The organism is Tractidigestivibacter sp., assembly GCF_050946515.1.
GTDB lineage: Bacteria > Actinomycetota > Coriobacteriia > Coriobacteriales > Atopobiaceae > Tractidigestivibacter.
Map to the genome: position 1 here is coordinate 144,706 of NZ_JBMNUX010000002.1, position 18,035 is coordinate 162,740.

An 18,035-nucleotide genomic window follows, 5' to 3' on the forward strand; every position below is an offset into this window, starting at 1 on the left:
ACGTAATCCTTTTGGTCTGTAATGCTTATGCTAGACAGCAAGCAACAGGGATGATGTATCGTTGTTTTTGCCATGCGATAAGAAATACTTATAGCAAGGAGGGGCATCGTGCAGACAAGGCAGCTCGAGTACTTTGTTGCCGTGGCGGAGGAGCTCTCGTTCACGCGCGCCGCAAAGCGCTTCTTCGTGTCTCAGGCGGCGCTCAGCCAGCAGATTCGCCTGCTCGAGCGAGAGGTCGGCGCGCGGCTCTTCGAGCGCGACAGCCACCACGTGGAGCTCACGCCGGCAGGAAGGTCGTTTCTCGATGACGCGCGCAGGATGCTCTGCCTTGAGCACGAGTCTGTCATCCGCGCGCAGAGGACCAGCAAGGGCATCTCGGGTACCCTCTCGATTGGCTATGTGAAGGGCTACGAGCATACCAACCTCTGCGACATGGTCCGCAGCTTCCGCATGGACAACCCTCACGTGAAGATCTCGTTCCTTCGCGAGAACGTCGCGGAGCTCTACGACGCCGTAAAGGCGGAGACGATAGACGTTGCGATAAACCTCCTTTACAGTCCCTCCGAGATGGAAGGCATCGAGTTCCAAGTGCTCAGGCACTGGCCGCTGATTGCCGTGGTCCCCGCCGGCCACCCCCTTGCCGGGAAAGCCTCCGTCAAGTTTTCCGAGCTCGAGGGATATGAGCTTGTCGATATCGACCGCGGCGGCTCGCAGTACGGCGAGAACTTGAAGATCAACGCCACCTTTGAGGAGGAGGGCTTCTCCCCCAAGATCTCCTACGTCTCGCAGGACGTCGCGACTACCACGCTGGCCGTCGCGTCCGGCATGGGCTACGCGCTTCTCCCCGGCTACTTCACCGGCCCCTTCCTCACAAACGACAAGGTCCGCGCGATTCCCATCGAGGGGCGCGAGGATGAGATGTGCGTTGCAGCATCCTGGCTTCCCTCCCACAGAAACGAGGCCCTCGACATCTTCTTGGACAACTACCTGCAAGTGGGCTAATGGCCCGCTCGGCCGCGGAGCCTTTGGCCGAGCCGAGCGAGCCCGCTTCCCAAAGCAAGGTCGGCTTCGCACAAAGCCGAGCCGACCCCTCCCCTATTCGAAGCAGGCAAAGCCCGTAAAGACCGGCTGGCCGGTGTAGCGCTTGACCGCTTCCTCGCCAGAAAGCGCGCGGACGGCGCCTGCCGCCATTGCCTCGAGCTCGAACTCGCCGGGATATGCGGTTACCGGCGCAATCCAGCCGCAGCCCTCGCGAATGTAGTCGACAAGCTCCTGGTTGTGCACCATGCCGCCGCCCAGAAGGATTCCGTCGACGTGGCCGTGGAGCACGCCCGCCATAGATGCGATGTACTTGACGAGCTGGTATTCCATGGCGCTCCAGGCGCGCTTGGCGGCCTCGTCTCCCTCGTCTGCGCGCTTGCAGACCTCGATTGCATCGGAGGTGCCCAGAAGGTCGGCAAAGCCGCCGCTTCTCTGGCAGAGCTTGCGCGTGCTCTCGGCATCGTGGTCCTTCAGGTACTTCAGCACCTCGACGACGGGCACGGCGCCGGCGCGGGTCGGGGTCATGGGACCCTCGCCGCCAACGATGTCATAGCCGTCGATCATGCGCCCATGCTTATGAGCCGAGACCGATATCCCGCCTCCGATGTGGCAGACGATGAAGTCGCAGTCCTCGTAGCGCCTGCCCAGCGACTTGGCATGGCGGATGGCCGTTTCCTTAAGGTTCAGGGCATGCAGATGGACGTTGCGATAGACGCCCTTGATGCCCGTCATGCGAGCGTCGTCGCACAGCTCGTCGGTGTCGGGCGGGTTCACGACAAAGGCAGGCTTGCCGTACTTCTCGGCAAACTCGTGCGCAAGCTGGCTCCCCAGCTGCGCCGGATGCTGCACGCCGTTCGCTCCCCGCCGGGCGTCGGCAAGCAGGGTATCGTCCACCGCATAGACGCCGCCCTCAAGCGAGAGAAGCCCGCCGCCGCGCCCGACGAACGCGTCGACGCTGGAGAGGTCGACGCCGGCCTTGTCCAGGATGTCCAGTATCATGTCGCGGCGATACGGCAGCTGCGAGGAGACGTCCCCGATCTCTGCCAGGCGCTGCGCGTCATGGGCGACGTTCTCGGAAAGCACGCACTTCTCGCCCTCGAAAAGCCCAATCTTGGTGGAGGTGGAGCCAGGGTTGATGGCCAGGATCCGATAGCTCTTCTCAGCCACGGGCTTACGCCTCCTTCAGGCACTGCGCGCGGACGCAAGACATCACGACGTTGCCCACGATCTCTGAGACGGGCGCGGAGCGCGAGCAGTCGCACACGATCTTCTTGAAGCCCTGCAGCATCGGGCCGTATGCGTCCGCGTGGCCGAACATCTGCACGAGCTTGACGCCCACGTTGCCCACGTTGAGGTCGGGCCAGATGATGATGTTAGCGCGACCGGCAACCGCGCTCTCGCGGTGAACCTTGTGCGCAGCCACCTCGGGGCGAAGCGCCGCGTCCAGCTGGAACTCTCCGTCGATCTTGAGGTCGGGACGGCGCTCCTGCGCGATGTCGCGGGCCTCGCGCACCTTCTGCACCATCTCGCCTGCGCCCGAGCCGTCGGTCGAGAACGAGAGAAGCGCGCATCGTGCCTCGCGACCCGTCAGCGCCGTCCAGGTGTCGCAGGCAGAGATGGCAATGGAGGCCTCCTGCTCGGGAGTCGGGTCCTGGCAGACTGCGGAGTCGCCAAAGCCCAGAAGCTGGCCGTCGGGGCCCTCGTAGCCGGGTATGTCGAAGATTCCCATTGACGAGACCGTGTCGATTCCGTCCGCAAGGCCGATGATCTCCTGGCCGCCCAGGATGACGTCGCCCGTGGGGCAGTCGATGCCGCCAAACGTGATGTCCACGTCTCCGAGCGCCTGCATCATGAGCGCGCGCTCCATGGGCCTGACCACGCGGCGGCGCACTCCCTTTGCCTTCCAGCGGCAGCTTGGAAGGACCTCGAAGCGCTGGGCGATGGCCTCGTTAGCGTCTTCGTCGGCAAGGTCCACAAGCGTGACGCCCTCAAGGCTCACTCCCTGCTCGGTCGCATTCTGCTTGACGGCCTCGGCGTTTCCGACCACGAAGCACCGGGCGAGTCCCTCGCTTGTCAGCTCGGCCACGGCCTTGATCATCGTGGGGTTCTCGCCCTCAAAGAAGGCGACGCGCTGGACGTCCTCCTTTGCGCGCTCGCGCATTTCATCCATCAGATTCATTGCTGACGCTCCAATTTCTTACAAGTTGGGGGCGGCCTTGAAGGGACCGCCCCCAAGGTTTGGCTTGTTGGGCTCTGTTGGCTGGGTTCTCAGCGAGAAGGGCTACTCCTCGACCTCTTCGGCGACGCGGTCGACGAGCTCGCCGAAGGTCTTCATGTTCATGATCTCGGTGACGGTGACCTCTGCGTCAAGCTCGTTCTCGATCATCGAGGTGAGGGCGATCATCTTCATCGAGCCCTTGCCAAGCTCGTCGAAGGTGGTTTCGGGCTTGATGTCGATGTCGGTGTTGTAGGCCTGCTTGGCAAGGCCAGCCAGCGTGGAGAAAAGCTCGTTTTTGTCCATGTTCGAATCCTTTCGGGAATGCGGTTACCGTAGCGCGTGCGACCGACGAGTCCGGCGTCCTTACTTTGCTGCCTCGTCGAGCTCGAAGCAGGGCTGCCACCACTCGACCATGGTGTCAGAGCCCTCCTTCTCGGGCACGACGCGCTTGATGGGCTTGAAGTGCACGCCAATGGTCTCGTGGTTCTTGTACAGGCGCTCCTGCAGGCCCTTGAGGACCTTGCGCGTGCCGCAGAAGACGACAAACGAGTACTCGGCGCCCTCGTCGAGCTTCACCTTGCCGTAGCCATAGGGAGCTATGGCCTTGAGATAGGGCTTGTCGTTCTGGATGCCGGGGACCACGAAGCTCTCGAGCGTGCCATGCCCAGAGAGCTCGACCCACTCGGTTTCGTGATACCCGCAGGTATTGCAGCCCAGATGCGGCGGAAACTCGATTGCCCCGCACTCCTTGCACTTGCGGCCGAGCAGCTTGCCCTCGGCGACGCCGTCGTAGAACTTCTTAACAATGGGCTCCATGTCTTCAAGAAGCATTGCTTGTGCCTCCTTCTTTGTCGCGTTGGTCTACTCGTGGGTGCGCAGGATCTGGCAGCGGATGTTCTGGCCGCCGCCAAAGCCGCGCAGGAACGTGGTTCGAGGAAGCTTGGGCATCTGGGTGGCACCCGCCTCGCCGCGCATCTGCTTGACGGCCTCGACGATGTCCGCGACGCCCGAGGCGCCATGGGCATGGCCAAAGTTGCAGCGTCCGCCATGGGTGTTGATGGGCTTGTCGCCGTCGAAGGCCATGCGGCCGTCGATGGCGTACTGCCATGCCTCTCCGCGAGGTATGTAGCCGACCTCCTCGGAGGCGACGATGTCGCCTGCCAGGAAGAAGTCGTTCACAAAGAGAAGGTCGATCTCGTCGGGGCTGACGCCCGTGAGCTCGTAGACCTGCTTTGCGCCGTCCCTCGTGCCGTTGTACTCGTTGTCGGGAGTCGCGCCCTCGTACGCTGCGGCTCCGGTGCCCAGGACGTCGATCACCTTGTGGTCAAGACCGCGCGCGACGGCCATGTCGGTCGGCATGACGACGACGGCCGCGGCGCCGTCGCACTTGATCTCGAAGCCGGTGACGCGCAGGTACTGCGTGACCTTGGGGTTGTTGAAGCTCTTCAGGTACTCGTCGGCGCTCCCAAGGCCGTTTGCCTTGGCGACGTCGTCGAACTCCTCGGTCGAGAAGGCCAGCGGGTTCAGCACGGCGGCGTGGCGGAGCGACTTGGAGACGCCGTTCAGGGCATCGTCAATCTGGTCTGCCGTGAGGTCATACTCCCAGCGGTACTTGTTGATCCAGTTGTCGAACGAGATGCCGAATGCGGAGTCAAACGGGCGGCCGTATGCGCGGTCGTAGACCTTAGGGATGGAAGGGAGCATCTCGGAGAGCGGGAAGTCGCGTCGGAAGCAGCCGGGCGCGTCCACAACGGGAAGCGAGGCGGCGAGGTCGACGGCGCCGGAGAGCACGATGTCGTAGGAGCCGCAGGCGACGGCCTGGACGGCCTCCTGAAGGGCCACGTAGCCCGTGCAGCACGCCTCCGAATGGTGCACCGAGCCGATGCCGCGGACGCCAAACCAATCAGCGACCTGCATGTTCGGCGTCAGTGAGTCTCCAATCATGAAGGGGTTCGCGGCACCATGGTAGAAGTACTGGATGTCGCGGGGCTCAAGGCCGGCGTCCTGGATGGCCTCGAGGGCCGCGTACCCAAAGGCGTCGCCCTCGCTCATGCCCTTGGTCTCGGGATGGTCCTCGAAGTTCTTGAAGGGGGTGCACCCAACGCCCACGATGGAGACGCTCCGTGCCTGCTTGCCAAGCTTGACCACAGTCAATCACTCCTTTGCTCGCGTACGATACAAACGATCAATTGCCTTACGATGCAAAGGATATGTGGCTTCTCCGATGTGTGATGGGACGTTTTTGCATCAAGTGTCCCAGCATGCGGGGCAGATTTATCTGTTTTGTATCTTTTCGCAGGTCAAAGCCCCTTGGTGCTACGCCCAAAGATTGTACCGAGCAGTTCGACCGCCTTCGTGCATGCGCATAAAAGCGCAGTTCAAGGGCATTTTTTGCTATTTTTCGCCAAAGGGGTCATAGGGGTGCTCCGTAACGCTCTCGTCGTTGATGAAGAGCGGCGAGTAGTACAGGCGATTGAGCATGGCGGCCACCTTCTCGGGCGGTATGTCTGGGCGCTTCTCGAGCCAGTACTCGATCATGTTGTTGTGGCCCGCGATCACAAACGACAGGTAGAGGTCGCGGTCGACCTCTGAGCCGCTGACGTCCTTGAGGCGGATGCGGAAGTACTCGTGCATGAGCATGGTCGCCCTGTGCTGGAACACCGGGTCGCCGTGGTCGCTGTTTAGGGCGATGACCTTCTCGCGATTGTTGCGCAGCACCTCCATGCGGCTGACCATCGCCATGGTGGGGCCAAGCTCCGACTTGTCGAACTGCGCCTTGAGCGCGGTCTTGTTGATGGTGCGCATGGTGTCGAGAAGCCCGGCCTCGAACTGCTTGACAACGTCCTCGACGCTGTCGAAGTGCCGGTAGAACGTGGAGCGAGAGACTCCGGCCTTGCGCACGACGTCCCCAACCTTGATGTTGGGGATGTCGGTCGTCGCCATGATCGAGAAGACGGCGTCCTCGATGCGGCGCTCGGTCTCCGACTGCTGGTCATGGTCGCTTGCGGGACGCTTCACCTGCGTCGCCTCTCTTCTTCCCTCGTGCCCATGGAGAGGGCAGACTTCTGACTGGCTGAACTATAGCCGAACTCCGTCAGCTGCCGAGCCGCGCGGCGGAGAGCCCTTTGAATTGCCCCGTGGTCGCGTATTATTTGTGTGCCTGCACATATGCCCGTGCATACCCCAGGGCGCACGCGCAAACAAGAGAAGGACGTGGTCATGGAACTCAAGGAGCTGCTGCTTCGCTTGCCAGACGGGTCTGTTGCGTCGAAAAGGCTCTCCGACCCCGAGGTCAACATCGACAACCTTGGCTTTCTCACGCCAGACACCAAGCGGCCGCACCCCAGCGTCCTGTACTTCTCGGACGATGTGAACCTTCCCGAAGAGCTTCCAGACGAGATCTTCAACGTCGTGCTCTTTGGATGCCAGGAGGTGCCTCCTGTTCTTTTAGACAGCTCGTCAGCCAACGTCGTGCTGCTTCGCCTTGAGTACAATCCATTTTCCGTCTACAACTGCGTGCAGGGGTTCTTCCTCGAGGAAGTCGAGGTCACGGACATCGTGCGGCGCATGCTGACGGCGCACTTCTCTAACAACGGTCTTCAATACCTCATCGAAGAGGCCTCTCGCGCGCTGCGCAACCCCATCGTGGTCGTCGACAGCGCCTACCATTACGTCGCGCGGCACGTAGAGGGCAAGCTTGACCCATCTCGCCACGTGGACAGCGTGCTTGAGCAGGAATTCCAGTACGAGTCGGTCCTCGAGGACGGCGTGGCATTCATCAAGCGCGAGAGGCTGAGCGAGCGTTGCGCGCAGGCACGAAAGCCCATCGTGGTGCATAACGACGTGCTCGACGCTGACACGATGGTCACGGCCTCGATCGTGCATGGGGTCACGATTGCCCACACGATGATGATCGCCCGCGACCATCCCTTCAGCGAGGTCGACTACGAGTGCATGGCGCGGCTCGGCCTATTTGTGGGCCAAGAGATGCAGAAGACCGACCTTTACGCAGCGAGCCGAGGCCAGATGGACTCGTACTTCCTCGTCAATCTGCTGAATGACGAGCAGCCCAGCCACGCCGTAACCAATCGGCGCCTGAGCGTGCTTGAGTTCCGGCCGCTGCCCGAGCTCTATGTCGCGGTGGTCGAGCCCAACCACGCCAACCTCACCCCGCAGGACTACGACACCATCGCGATGCAGCTTACGGGATGTCTGAAGAACAGCATCTACGCAAGCTACGAGCATGCCCTAGTCATACTGTTCACCCGCGAGAAGGGCGCGGGGCTCGGCGACTATACCGAGAAGCAGCTCCGCAAGGCGGCCGCGGTGAACGACCTCTCGGTTGGCGTGAGCAACGCTTTTGATGACCTGACGCACATCCACAGCCACTATGAGCAGGCTCGCTCGGCGATTCGCTCGGGCAGGATGGTGGCGGTGTTTCTGGAGGACGGCGGACTCTACCACTATTGCGACTACGCCTACGTGCAGATGCTCGACCTGACGAACAAGCAGTACAACCTGCTGAACTTCGTGCATCCGTCGCTCATGCGCCTTGCACGCTACGACCGCGAGCACGGGACCGAGCTCACCGACACGCTCTTCATCTACCTGCAGAATGCATGCAATACGCAGCGAGCGGCCAAGATCTTGAACCTGCACAAGAACACGTTGCTCTACAGGCTCGGCAGGATTCGCGAGATCTTAGGCTGCGACCTCTCGTCGGGAGAAGACCAGTTTTTGCTGCAGCTGTCGTTCAGGGTCCTGTTCTTCTTGGACCTCTTCAAGAGCCGCATCAGCATAAGCCGCGAAGACATCCAGGCGCACCCGTCAGAGGGCTAGCGCCCGTAGGCCCCGCGGTCCCGTGGGCGCAACGGCCCGTGGGCGCTGCAGACCCGTAGGCGCGGACAGCCAGCCCACGCAAGCGCGAGGTTCCACGCGATGGCACCTCTTGTGTGGGACCGCGCTCCTTCTCGACCAAGGGCAGGACCACACAACCAAAAGGCTGTCCTGCGCAGATGCTTGAGCGACCCACACGATCGCACGCCTAAGAAGGGAGGGCATCTATTGTGTGGGACCTAGCGGGCTTCATGCTGCAAAATCACCGAGAAAACCCTCACAACGACTTCTCCTACCTGCAAATACGTCCGCGACTTCCACACGATAGAAATTCAGCTATCAGCTTAACCCCACACAACGCGAGCTAATTCCGAAAGACGATGACGCTACCCACACAAGAGTGGCGATTATCTGGGAAAACGCCATCGGCTCCCACACGATGCCTCCTGCAATTCAGAGAAATCCCCACACGATGCGACGGCTCTCAGATGAACGCTCCTCGCGGACTTCGTAGGCGAAATCCCAAGCGCTGCGGTAATGGGAGAAAGCGGCGGCCCCTCCGCACTTCTCCCCTCTTCGTTACTGACGGGAAAACGAGTGCGGCGCCAGCCCGAGCACTTCAAGGCTGGCGCCTCCGTCTGGTCGCAATGAATCAACTACACCGTGGGGAACTCGAGCTTGCGATAGTGCTCGAAATCGTCTTTGAAATTATCCTTCTTTTGATAGAACTCGATGCGAGTTTTGATGATCTCGTTCAGGTGCTCTGCGCGCGCCTTGTCGTCGTTGCGGTCGCGAATCAGGCCGTTTTCGGCAATCTTCAGCTTGGGACGGCCGGTCTTCTCGTCCACGACAAGGTCGCCGCCCGCTCCGCAGACCGCGCACTCCCACGGGAACTCGACGCCGTCCCAGTGCTTGTCGCCAGGATAGACCAGGCTGGAGTGGCAATTGGGGCAGACGCCGTCATCCGGGTCGCCGAGCCAATGACGCTGGTCGACAGGCGTCTCCATGGCCTCCCAAATGTGCTCGCCCATCTGGCGACAACGCTCGACCTGCTCGGGGAACGTCAGAATCGAGCCGGGGCGCGCGGAGCGCTGAACCATGTAGCGGTCAACGACCTGCAGCGACATCGTGAACATGGTTGCCTGCAGGCTCTCGAGCGAGAAGGTCTGCCAGTCGTGCATGGAGCCGCCGACGGAGATGAGGCCGGCCACGGTGTGCGGGTTCTCCTTCACGACCCCAATCTGGAGCAGGAAGGAAAGTTCGTAAGCAAGGAAGCGCTGGGCAAAGCGGGTGTACAGCGAGCTTGGCGTCAGGTCATAGGTGGGAACGGCAATGAGAACGCCGTTGCACGTGTGCATTTCGGTGATGAGGCGGTCTACGTCGTCCTTGTCCTTGAGAACGCAGCCCTTGTACTCCTTCTCGGGATGCTGCGCGATGTCGCCCATCTGCATGGTGCAGCCCTCGCAACCAGTGCAGGGCAGAATGTTGTAGTCAAACAGGTTGATGAGCTCGCACTCGGCACCCTTGTCGCGAAGCACCTCGAGCGCGGCCTTGAGCGCAATCTCGCTGTTCCCACCATGCATGCCTGCGCAAATGCCCATCACTTTGTGCTGTGCCATTAGGACCCCTCTCCAAGTTGAAATCCATGCGCGCTTTCGCGCACGTTCAATTTGGATGGTAGGAGTTGAGACTTTTCAATTGTTCGTTCGCACAAACGAAAGAGTTCCGAACGTCAGGGAAAGCGTTGTGCGAAACCACAGCAGCTGGAGAGAAGGGCGCTGGCACAGGTAGCCCAGGGAGGAGAATGGCACCTGGCGTTGTGTAGGGATCTCTCTGAATTGGGAGTCACGTCGTGAGGGAATCTGGCGGGTCGTCCCAGGATTTTCCTTATGTCGTGTGGGGCCAATCGCCTGAAGCGAGGCGTCGGGAAGCGGGGCTGATCATCGTGTGGGAATGCATGCCGGACCAAGCAGCCACGCCCCACACGATAGAAGCCTTTACCTGCGAAATCGCCGTCACAACCCGCACGATGAAGCAGATCCCCTGTTGTGTGTCCCACACGATAGAAACAAGCCCAGCGACCGTCGCGAAAGCCCCACACGATGCGGCTTGCGACCTGCGGAAACGCCGTGAGGTCCCACGCAACGGAAGGGCGCTCACGTTGTGTGCCCCACACGATGGGAGCATGAGCTGTCCTCCGCACCGTCACTGAAGCGGGGCGAGGCGCCCAGGCCTTCTCGGTCTTGGGCGCCTCGCCCTTAGAGAGGCAATCTATAATGCCGACAAATCAGCGATGGATGTACTCGCCAGCCTGATAGCGCGGCGGGACAACGGGAATCTCGATCCAAGAATCGTACTGACCGCCGGTATGGATGTTGTGAGTGCCGTGGTTGTCAGTGTCCCAAGACAGCGGCTCGAACCAGCCGTCTCGGATATAGCGACCAGAGATCTGCACGCGGAAGCGCTCGCCCTTGTGGTAGACGCGGGCCGTCGGCACGATGGCGATGTCGACCGCGCGAATCTCGCCGTCGGCGAGCTTGTGCGTGTCGGTCATCGTGTAGACCGGCGTGTGCTTCTTCGTGAGGCCCTCGTCGACCGTAGCACGAGAAACGCGGCACTTTCCCCAGGCGCCCGGATGCGGCTCGTCGAGCGTGAGCCAAGGCACCCAGTTGCCCTCGCTGTCTGCCTTCTGGATGTTGATGAAGAGGTCCATGTCGTCGTAGCCATCGCACGAGACAAACAGGTGCAGGTTCATGTAGCCGGTGATCTCGACGTCCTCGGGGAGCGTGAGGTCAAAGTCGAGCTCCTCGTCCTCGGGGTTGTAGCTTGCCTTGCCCTCGGTTGAGACGGGCTCGGTGCGCAGCTCGTAGCAGGCGCTCTTGTGGTCGAGCTCGACGCAGTCCTTCGGCGTCGAGGCGTCGAAGTAAAGCTTCTTGTACTCGGTGCGCTTGATTGGCCAGGCCTTCTCGGGACGCTCCGCCTGGTAGTCGACGTCATAGCCGTCCATGATGTCAAGACGGACGCGCGGCGTCATTTCCCAGCCGTTGTGGATGCCGCGGAGGTAGCGGTCGTAGAAGTGCTTGAGGTCCTCGAGGTTCTTGGGGTTGTACGTGTCGGGCCACTCGAAGTCGCGGTGGACGCGCAGCCACTTGAGGTGGCTGCGGCAGCGGCGCCAAGCATTGAAGGAGCCCGGCAGGTGGAAGTGCGACCAGCCGGCAGTCTGGTACACGGGAATCTTCACGTTGCGGAAGTTGGCGCGCTTGTCGTTCCAATAGGCGTTCATGTCGGGGTACATCTTGGCCATGGCGACCTGGTCGTCAACGCCGTTGGGGCCAGTCACCTGTGCGGCGATGAACTTGTTGAACGAAAGCGCGGGGACGCCGCCCTCAAAGAAGCTCTCGCGATAGAGGTCGGTCGTGCACTCCCACGGAGCAATGCAAACCAGGTGTGGCGGCTGCTCTGCCGCAATGCCCCACTGGTGCATGGCGACGCCAGAGTTGCCCGACATGCCTACCTTGCCGTTAGACCAAGGCTGGCGCGCCACCCACTCGACGAAGTCGTAGCCATCCTCGCGGTCCTGATGCGTGAACATGTGGACGTTGCCCTCGGAGTGGCCGGCGCCGCGCACGTCGACGTTTGCGACGGCATAGCCCTGATAGCACCAATAGAGCGGGTCGGGCGACTCGAACTTCGCGCACTTCGAGACCGTCATGGGAGGCACGCCCATGATCTGCCACTCGCTCATGCCGTCTCCTGGGCGTTTGCCGAACCATGACCACGAGACGATCGTCGGGACGGGCTTGTCAGTGTCGGGGCGATAGATGTCTGCATAGATCTTGCAGCCGTCACGCATGACGACTTCCTGGTCCTGCATGCAGATGACGCCATCGGCAGCCTCATAGGTATGAGGGTTGAAGGGCGGGCAGAAGCCCTGGCCCATGCGCGCCATGGGGTCGTCGGACTTGGAAAGGTCAACCTCGGCCTGGTTGTCGTTTGGCTTGCGAGCGACACGATACGCGTGCATAATCTCTTCGCCGCCATAGACCTCGGGCACTAGGAACAGATACCCCTCGGTGTCATGGTCGAAGTAGATCTTCACGTCGTCATCGTTGACGCTAGCCATCTCGCCGGTCTTCGCGATGAGGTCAGAGAGCTTCTTGTCAGTGACCTCTTCCCATTCCTCCGGAATGTTGTATTCGAGCATTTTTTCTCCCTCTCCGAGATTCGCCTGTTCTTCTCGCGAGCTACTCGTCGAGAAGCTCGCAGACGTAGTCGGTTGCTTCGCCAAACGTGGCGCAACGGCGGAACTTCATGTAAGGAACCTCGATGTCGAGCTCGTCCTCGAGATACGTCGTGATCTGCGAAACCTGCACCGACTTGATGCCTAGGTCGGCAAACTTGGTGTCCTCGGTGAACTCAGAGGGGTCCTTGCCAAACAGCTGGCTTGCGCGAGTGGTGAGCGCGTCCCAAACTTCCTTGCGATCCTCGTCCATGATTAGCCCCTTTCAAAAGCGACTGATTATTTCTGACAATTGAAGTCTCGCGCCAGAGGGCAACATGGGCAATGTGACAAAATTCAAATTGGGCTTGCAGCCCACAGCGGCGATTGTGCAACAGTGCAATCGCGCGAGTCGCGGACGATAGGCCTCGCAAATTGCTTGGTCGTCTGGGCATTGCGGAGTCCCCTCTTTGCGACGCCTCCCCTTGTGTGGGGCTCCTCTGGAACGGCAGGCGCCATTGTGTGGTAGCGCACGGGGTTTCCGCGGGATTCCATAACCATCGTGCAGACCTCTCGCATCGGTTAGGGGCGTCGGAGAGAGGGGTGCCCTATCGTGTGGGGGTGGGCATCGAGACAAATCGCTAAGCCCCACACGACATGTCTTCTTACCTGCGGAAACTCCGGTGAGTTCCACACGATGAAGTGGCAACCGAGTAGTGTGTCCCACACTTTGGAAGGGGACTCCGAGCACGCCCGGCAAGCCCCACACAAGGGAATGTCTTACCTGCGAGAATGTCCTCAAGTCCCGCACCTCACGAGGGACCGACTCAAAGTGTGTCCCACACGATGGAGAGGGGCTGCCGAGAAGTTGGGCCGCATCGCTCACGGCGACTGTTTCCCACGCGATAGAGGGGCTGTGGAGGGCATGGGGAAAGGTCGATTGGGCAGAAGAGTGGCACGAAAAAGAGAGGAATCGGTCGCTAGAGGGTCTCAGAGCGGTGCCTGGCATCTCCCGAAGCCTCGAGAAGGTCGATGGCGCGTGCCATGGGGACTTCGATGACGCGCAGGTCAGGCAAGTCAGGCTCTGGAACAGAGGCGCCTGAGGAGACTCCCGTCCTGCTAGAAGGCTCGGGCGCGGCGCAGGAGATGGCGTGTCCCGACCAGACGACGTGCGAGCAGGACCACCCCTCCGGAAGATGGCCGCCCTTTACGCGAAAGGCGAAGCCGCGCCCATCGGCCTTGACCACGGCCTCGACATGCGTCCACGCAAGCGCAAAGGCAAGGGCGGGGTTCTCGCTCGCCTCCACTTGTGCAATTGCAACATCTGAGAGCACGCCCCGGAGAGCGTCTCGCTGGAGGCGACCGTACTCGACTGGCACCTCCTCAACGTCCACGCCAATCACTTGGTCGGAAACCGCAAGGACGGCAAGCCCGTCATCGTGAGAGATGCTTATATGGGCCCATCCAGAGGCAAGGTCAGGCTTGCCCTCGGAGCCAATCTCCAGCTGGCCATCTTCGCGCACCCCAAGCACAGTGGCAAGCAACAGACCGGCGCCAAACTCCCCCAGCCGCGATGTCTCTGGCGCCTCGCCATCAGAGAGCCGCTGGTAGCGCGGGGCAACAAGATGCCGGCACCCCTCCCACTTGGAAGGGGCACCGGCAAGCGGCATCACGTATATGGTAACGGCAGCGCCCATGCTCAAGACTCGAGCGTCCAGCTACATTGCCACGATGTTCACTAGGCTCCCGGGCACCACAATCACCTTGCGGACCGTCTTGCCCTCAAGCTGCGCTGCGACGGCCTTCTTTGCGGCAGCCTCAAGCTCGTCCTTCGAGGCGTCGGCAGCGACGTTGATGCGTGCGCGCACCTTGCCCTTGATTTGGACGGCAATCTCGATCGTATCGCTCTTCGCCTGCTCGGCATCGAATTCCGGCCACGGCTCGTTGTAGACCGAGCCGTCAAGGCCGAGCGCCTCATGAAAGAGCTCCTCCGCCCAGTGTGGGCAGATTGGCGCGAGCATCGCGACGACGTCGTGGGAGACGCGCCAGCAGAGCGCCTTATTGCGCTTGTCCGCAGGCACCCCGTTCAAGTATTTGGACGCGGCATTCACAAGCTCCATCACGGCAGAGATGGCAGTGTTGAACTGCCCGCGGTCAAAGTCGCGCGTGCACTTGATGCCAAGCTCGTGCAGGGCACGGTTGAGCTCGGCGTCCTGCCCGGAGAGCGCCGCGGGGTCAATCTCGCCCTTCTCGGCGCTTTGCGAAAGGAGCCACACGACGCGCCAGGCGCGCTTGATGAAGCGGTTGGCGCCAGCGACGGCCTCGGGGTCCCAGTTGAAGTCCTTCTCGGGAGGGGCCACGAAGAGGATGGCGAGACGCATCGTGTCGGCGCCGTACGGGTCGATGACGCTCGACGGCGGCACCACGTTGCCCTTCGACTTGGACATCGTGTCGCCGTTCTCGTCCTTCACCATGCCCTGGCAAAGCAGGTTGGTGAACGGCTCGTCGATGTGGACCATGCCCATGTCGCGCAGGACCTTGGTCCAGAAGCGCGAATAGAGCAGGTGCAGGATGGCGTGCTCGATGCCGCCGATGTAGTTGTCGACGGGCATCCAGCGGTCGACCGACTCCGCGGAGAAGGGCTCCTGGTCGTTGTGCGGGTCGCAATAGCGCAGGTAGTACCAGCTGGAGCACGTGAAGGTGTCCATGGTGTCGGTGATGCGCTTTGCGGGCTTTCCGCACTTGGGGCAGGTGGTCTCGTAGAACTCGGGGCACTCGGCGAGCGTCTCTCCCGCACCGAGGTCAAGGTTCTCGGGCAGGCGCACGGGCAGCTGGTCCTCAGGGACGGGCACGTCGCCGCAGTCGTCGCAGTGGATCATGGGGATGGGGTTGCCCCAGTAGCGCTGGCGGCTGATCAGCCAGTCGCGCAGGCGGTACTGGACCTTGGAGCGGCCGCACCCGTGCTTCTCGAGCCAGTCGAGAATGGCCTTCACGCCCTCGGAGTGCTTGCCGCCCTTGAGCCCGGTGAACTCGCCAGACTGCACGAGGTAGCCCTCGGCGGCCATGGCCTGGTCCCAGTCGACCGAGCGGACGCGGGTCTCGCGAACGTCCTTGAGCTCGTCGTAGAGGGGGTCGTCCTTCGTGCAGATGATGGGGATGATGTCCAGGCCGTACTTCTTTGCAAATTCGAAGTCGCGCTGGTCGCCGCAGGGAACGCCCATGACGGCTCCGGTGCCGTAGTCAAGCAGCACGTAGTCGGCAACCCAGATGGGCGCCGGCTGGCCGTTGATCGGGTTGATCACGTAGCGGCCCGTGAAGACGCCGTGCTTCTCGCGGTTGGACCCCTGGCGGTCGACGGAGGAGACCTTCTCGGTGGCCTCCTTCAGGCGCAGGTAGTCAGCCTCGTACTTGGTGCCGGCGACGAGCTCGGCGGCAAGCGAGCTCTCGGGCGGCAGCACCATGAACGAGACGCCGAAGAGCGTGTCGGCGCGCGTGGTGAAGACCGAGATCGTGCGGTCGGTGGGCGTGACGCCGTCCTCGGCGGCGAGCTTGAAGTCGATCTCGGCGCCCTCGGAGCGACCGATCCAGTTGCGCTGCTGCGCCTTGACGTTCTCGGGCCAGCCAGTCAGCTTGTCGAGGTCGTCCAGGAGCTCCTGCGCGTAGTCGGTGATCTTGAGGTACCACTGGGAGAGCTCGCGCTTCTCGGGAATCGAGCCGCACCTCCAGCAGCGACCCTCGACGACCTGCTCGTTGGCAAGCACGGTCTTGCAGGTGGGGCACCAGTTGACGGGAGAGGTGGCGCGATAGGCAAGCCCGCGCTTCCACATCTGGATGAACATCCACTGGCCCCACTTGTAGTACTCGGGGTCGCAGGTGTTGAACATGCGGTCGTAGTCATAGGAGAAGCCCATGCGCTTCATCGTATGGACCGCGTTGTCGATGTTCTGATAGGTCCACTTGGCAGCCTGCGTATGGTGCTTGATGGCGGCGTTCTCGGCGGGAAGGCCAAACGCGTCGAAGCCCATGGGGTGCAGCACGTCATAGCCGCGCATGCGAGCCTGGCGCGCCATGGCGTCGCCGATGGAGTAGTTGCGGGCGTGGCCCATGTGCAGGTCGCCCGAGGGATACGGGAACATCTCGAGGACGTACTTCTTTGGCTTGGAGGGGTCCTCGTCAGTCTTGTAGAGCTGCTCGTCCTCCCAGATTTTCTGCCACTTGGTCTCGATGGCCTGCGCGTCGTAGGCAGGCACCTCGAAGTCTTCAGGCTTCGTGCTGTCGCACATGGTGAAAGCTCCTTCTCGCTTTATTGCATAGCTGTTTGATTCTAGCAGCTCTTCAGAAAAAGCCCTGCGGACGTAACACGCAAGCCGCAGTTCCTCAAAGTTTGCCCCGCCGCGCAGCGCTCGCGAGCGAGAGGGGCGCACCGTATCGCCAGCCGCGAAAACGATGTGCCCGCACATCGTAGGGAATGTCCGCGAGCAAGGCCCAATATCGTCAGACGGGGTACCATTTTTTCAAGCGGAACCGCAACAGCACGGAGGAATCATGGCTGATAACGAACGAGACTTCAACAATGCGATCCCCGAGCCCGACCTCGAGTTTGGAGACAGTGCGCCCAAGGCTCCCGAGGCGATTCCCGTGACGCCCGAGGCGCCTCAGAGCAAGCCCGAGGACTCGCTTACGGTCGAGGAGCTCCAAAAGGTTGACGCCTTCGTTGACAAGATCGACCTCACGAACACCGCGGGGGTCCTCTCATACGGGGTTGGCTCCCAGCGCAAGGTCTCAGAGTTTTCCAACCAGGCGCTTGAGGGCGTGAGCGCCAATGACCTTGGAGAGGTCGGCAACGACATCACCAAGCTCATCGTGACGCTCAAGGACTTCGACCCCGACAGCGAGGCCAAGTCTGGGCCGCTTTCGTTCTTCCACAAGACCAAGAACAACATCGAGGCGCTGCGGGCGCGCTACACCTCCGTAGAGAAGAACGTCGAAGAGGTATGCGACGTGCTGGAGGGCCATCAGAGGACGCTTCTTAAGGACATCGCCACGCTCGACCAGCTCTACGCGCTGAACCAGGCGTACTTCAAGGAGCTGACGATGTACATCGTCGCTGGAAAGAAGAAGCTGGAGCAGGTTCGCACGGGCGAGCTTGCCGAGCTGCAGAGAAAGGCCGAGCAGAGCGGGCTTGCCGAGGACGCGCAGAAGGCCCGCGACCTCTCTCAGAAGTGCGAGCGCTTTGAGAAGCGCATCTACGACCTCGAGCTCACTCGCCAGGTGACGCTCCAGATGGCACCGCAGATTCGCTTGGTCCAGAGCTCCGACGCCGTGATGGCCGACAAGATCCAGTCAACGGTCGTGAACACCATCCCCCTGTGGAAGAACCAGATGGTCATCGCGCTTGGCGTAGAGCACTCGACGCAGGCGGCGCGCGCCCAGCGCGAGGTGGCGGACATGACCAACGAGCTCCTGAAGAAGAACGCCGACAAGCTCAAGGTGGCCACCGTCGAGTCTGCGCGAGAGGCCGAGCGCGGCGTCGTGGACATCGAGACCCTCAAGCACACCAATGAGCAGCTCATCTCGACGCTCGACGAGGTCAAGCGCGTCCAGGCGGAAGGTCGCGAGAAGCGCCGCCAAGCCGAGGCCGAGCTCTCCGAGATCGAAGACGAGCTCAAGGCAAAGCTGCTCGAGGCGTCGCGCGAATAGCCACGGCCGGCAAGCCCCATT

The 18,035-nt window shown here is 61.7% G+C and carries 14 protein-coding genes; 3 read left to right on the forward strand and 11 right to left on the reverse strand.

Features of this window, described 5'->3' with window-relative positions; all coding sequences use genetic code 11:
• Positions 1 to 108: 108 nt before the first annotated feature.
• Positions 109 to 1,002, forward strand: coding sequence for a LysR family transcriptional regulator (locus ACOYJL_RS01930; protein ID WP_433568518.1), 894 nt, complete (start codon positions 109 to 111; stop codon positions 1,000 to 1,002).
• A gap of 93 nt (positions 1,003 to 1,095) precedes the next feature.
• Here the strand turns inward: ACOYJL_RS01930 and buk are convergent, their stop codons facing one another.
• From buk to ACOYJL_RS01960, 6 genes are all read right to left on the reverse strand, one after another.
• Positions 1,096 to 2,208, reverse strand: coding sequence for a butyrate kinase (buk, locus tag ACOYJL_RS01935; RefSeq protein WP_433568519.1), 1,113 nt, complete (start codon positions 2,206 to 2,208; stop codon positions 1,096 to 1,098).
• 4 nt (positions 2,209 to 2,212) lie between these two features.
• On the reverse strand, positions 2,213 to 3,220 hold the full coding sequence (locus ACOYJL_RS01940; RefSeq protein WP_433568520.1) for a phosphate acyltransferase: 1,008 nt from the start codon (positions 3,218 to 3,220) through the stop codon (positions 2,213 to 2,215).
• Positions 3,221 to 3,322: 102 nt separating this feature from the next.
• Positions 3,323 to 3,562, reverse strand: a complete 240-nt coding sequence (locus tag ACOYJL_RS01945; protein WP_433568521.1) for an acyl carrier protein — start codon at positions 3,560 to 3,562, stop codon at positions 3,323 to 3,325.
• Between the two features lie 60 nt (positions 3,563 to 3,622).
• Complete coding sequence (locus tag ACOYJL_RS01950; RefSeq protein ID WP_433568522.1) at positions 3,623 to 4,090, reverse strand: Zn-ribbon domain-containing OB-fold protein; 468 nt, start codon at positions 4,088 to 4,090, stop codon at positions 3,623 to 3,625.
• A 30-nt stretch (positions 4,091 to 4,120) separates the two neighbouring features.
• Positions 4,121 to 5,407 carry a thiolase family protein gene (locus ACOYJL_RS01955; RefSeq protein ID WP_433568523.1) on the reverse strand — a complete coding sequence of 429 codons (1,287 nt, stop codon included), beginning with the start codon at positions 5,405 to 5,407 and terminating at the stop codon, positions 4,121 to 4,123.
• A 246-nt stretch (positions 5,408 to 5,653) separates the two neighbouring features.
• Entirely contained in the window at positions 5,654 to 6,277 is a 624-nt protein-coding gene (locus ACOYJL_RS01960) for a TetR/AcrR family transcriptional regulator (protein WP_433568524.1), read from the reverse strand.
• Between the two features lie 201 nt (positions 6,278 to 6,478).
• On the opposite strand from ACOYJL_RS01960, the gene ACOYJL_RS01965 reads away from it, so the two are divergent.
• Positions 6,479 to 8,098, forward strand: a complete 1,620-nt coding sequence (locus ACOYJL_RS01965; protein ID WP_433568525.1) for a PucR family transcriptional regulator — start codon at positions 6,479 to 6,481, stop codon at positions 8,096 to 8,098.
• A gap of 653 nt (positions 8,099 to 8,751) precedes the next feature.
• Here the strand turns inward: ACOYJL_RS01965 and ACOYJL_RS01970 are convergent.
• From ACOYJL_RS01970 to leuS, 5 genes are all read right to left on the reverse strand, one after another.
• Complete coding sequence (locus tag ACOYJL_RS01970; protein ID WP_433568526.1) at positions 8,752 to 9,714, reverse strand: flavodoxin family protein; 963 nt, start codon at positions 9,712 to 9,714, stop codon at positions 8,752 to 8,754.
• A gap of 668 nt (positions 9,715 to 10,382) precedes the next feature.
• Positions 10,383 to 12,299, reverse strand: a complete 1,917-nt coding sequence (locus ACOYJL_RS01975) for a CocE/NonD family hydrolase (protein WP_433568527.1) — start codon at positions 12,297 to 12,299, stop codon at positions 10,383 to 10,385.
• A gap of 40 nt (positions 12,300 to 12,339) precedes the next feature.
• A complete protein-coding gene (locus tag ACOYJL_RS01980) occupies positions 12,340 to 12,588 on the reverse strand; it encodes an acyl carrier protein (protein ID WP_433568528.1) in 249 nt (82 codons plus the stop codon).
• Between the two features lie 706 nt (positions 12,589 to 13,294).
• A complete protein-coding gene (locus tag ACOYJL_RS01985) occupies positions 13,295 to 14,011 on the reverse strand; it encodes a 4'-phosphopantetheinyl transferase family protein (RefSeq protein WP_433568529.1) in 717 nt (238 codons plus the stop codon).
• A gap of 21 nt (positions 14,012 to 14,032) precedes the next feature.
• Positions 14,033 to 16,597, reverse strand: a complete 2,565-nt coding sequence (gene leuS, locus ACOYJL_RS01990) for a leucine--tRNA ligase (RefSeq protein WP_433568530.1) — start codon at positions 16,595 to 16,597, stop codon at positions 14,033 to 14,035.
• Between the two features lie 262 nt (positions 16,598 to 16,859).
• Here leuS and ACOYJL_RS01995 point away from each other — a divergent pair, with 262 nt between their 5' ends.
• On the forward strand, positions 16,860 to 18,014 hold the full coding sequence (locus ACOYJL_RS01995; protein WP_433568531.1) for a toxic anion resistance protein: 1,155 nt from the start codon (positions 16,860 to 16,862) through the stop codon (positions 18,012 to 18,014).
• Positions 18,015 to 18,035: the final 21 nt, after the last annotated feature.